Source organism: Streptomyces sp. NRRL S-495, from assembly GCF_000966955.1.
GTDB classification, from domain to species: domain Bacteria; phylum Actinomycetota; class Actinomycetes; order Streptomycetales; family Streptomycetaceae; genus Kitasatospora; species Kitasatospora purpeofusca.
Window position 1 is genome coordinate 1 of the sequence record NZ_JZWY01000996.1, and the last position, 1864, is coordinate 1864.

Annotated in this window: 3 protein-coding genes; all 3 read left to right on the forward strand. The window is 74.6% G+C overall.

What is annotated here, in order from left to right; translation table 11 throughout:
• The coding region (locus VR45_RS37690) for an alpha/beta hydrolase fold domain-containing protein (RefSeq protein ID WP_045944458.1) at nt 1-190 on the forward strand (190 nt) is incomplete at its 5' end.
• A 142-nt stretch (nt 191-332) separates the two neighbouring features.
• Nucleotides 333-989: a dihydrofolate reductase family protein gene (locus VR45_RS37695; protein ID WP_045944459.1), complete on the forward strand. Its 657-nt coding sequence runs from the start codon at nt 333-335 to the stop codon at nt 987-989.
• A 6-nt stretch (nt 990-995) separates the two neighbouring features.
• A complete protein-coding gene (locus tag VR45_RS37700; RefSeq protein ID WP_353612753.1) occupies nt 996-1793 on the forward strand; it encodes an alpha/beta hydrolase in 798 nt (265 codons plus the stop codon).
• Nucleotides 1794-1864 lie beyond the last annotated feature (71 nt).

The window sequence follows — 1864 nt, forward strand, 5'->3', positions numbered from 1 at the left end:
CCGGGACGAGGACCTCGACTACGCGGCCCGGCTGCGCGCCCAGGGCGTCCCGGTCGAGCTCCACCTCTACCCCGGCGCCTACCACGCGTTCGACCTCATCGCCCCCGGCTCCCGGCTGGCCGCCGCCTTCCACCGGACCCGGTTCGACTATCTCGCCCGCCAGTTCGGCGCCGCACCGGTCCCGGCCTGACACCGCGACCGCGCGCCGGGGGCCACCGCGGACGGCCCCCGGCCGACGGGTACGGAAAACGGGTACCGGCGTGGCGATGAGTTTTCCGGTCCCGGCCGGTCTACATCTCGAAGGAACAACCACGCACTCCGGGAGTAGAGACATGGGAATCGTCCAGATCGAACTGTTCGCCACCCTCGACCTCGTCGCGCAGGCACCCGGCGGACCGGACGAGGACCCGGCGGGCTTCCCGTTCGGGGGCTGGCAGGCGCCCCTGCTGAACGAGGTCACCGGGGCGCAGATCCTCGCCGCGTACGAGGGCACGGACGCCCTGCTGCTCGGCCGGCGGACGTACGACATCTTCGCCGCGTACTGGCCGCACCAGAAGGACGGCGAGATCGCCGAGCTGTTCAACCGCGTCCCGAAGTACGTGGCCTCCCGCGGCAAGCCGGAGCTCCCGTGGGACGGCTCCACGCAGCTCGGCCCGGACCTGGCCGCCGCCGTGCGCGAGATCCGCGACCGGCACGAGAACGTGAAGGTCGTCGGCAGCCTGGACCTGGTGCAGACACTGCTGCGGGAGAGGCTCTTCGACCGCCTCGACCTGTGGGTGCACCCGATCGTGCTCGGCGTCGGGAAGAAGGTGTTCAACGGCGGCGCCGTGCCCATGAACCTCGCCCTCCTCGAACCGCCGGCCGCCGGTCCGGAGGGCACCGTGTACCTGCGCTACGCCCGCACCGACGGCATCCCCGCGACGGGCGACATGAGCGCTCCGGACCGCGGCCTCGGCCGCGACGGCAACGGCAACGGCAACGGCCGGTGATCTGAGATGGCCACCGTCGCCGTCCGTGGCACCGTCCTGGGCATCGAGTCCTTCGGTGACCACGACGCACCGCTCGTCCTGCTCGCGGGCGGGCCGACCATGCTCTCCTGGCCCGACGCGCTCTGCGAACGCCTCGCCGCCGGCGGGCGCCGGGTGGTGCGCTACGACCTGCGCGACAGCGGGGAGTCGGCGACGGTGGACCCGCAGGCGCCCGCCTACACCCTGCGCGACCTCGCCGCCGACGCCGCCGCCCTCGCCCGCGCGCTGGGCGGGGCACCCGCGCACCTCGCGGGGACCGGCGTCGGCGGGATGGTCGCCCAGGTCGCGGCCCTCGACCACCCCGACGCGTTCTCCGCCCTCACCCTGGCCGGCACCCGCCCGGTCGCTCCCGGCCCGCCGGACGAGGACCTCCCCGACCACGACCGGGCGACCATGGGCCGATTGTTCGCCCGCCCAATGCCCGACTGGACCGACCGTGCGGCGGTCGCGGAGTTCGCCGCCACCGGCGCCGGCATCCGCGGCGACGACCCCGCCGCCGCGCGCGAGCAGGCCGCGCGCATCTGGGACCGCACCCCGGTACCGCGCCCCGGTCCAGTTGGCCAACCAGCTGGGCACCGTGTTCACCCGGCTCGACTGCAGGCCCCGCTGGCGCGAGCGCCTGCCGACGATCGACCTCCCCGCACTCGTCGTCCACGGCCGCCACGACCCGCTCTTCCCTCTCGGCAACGGCGAGGCCCTGGCCCGCGAGATCCCCGGGGCACGGCTCCTCGTGCTCGAACACGCCGCCATCGGGATCCCCCATGACGCGACGGACGCGGTCGCCGAGGCGATGCTCGGCCTCGGACGGCCGAACCCGGCGGGAAGGCGACGAGAGG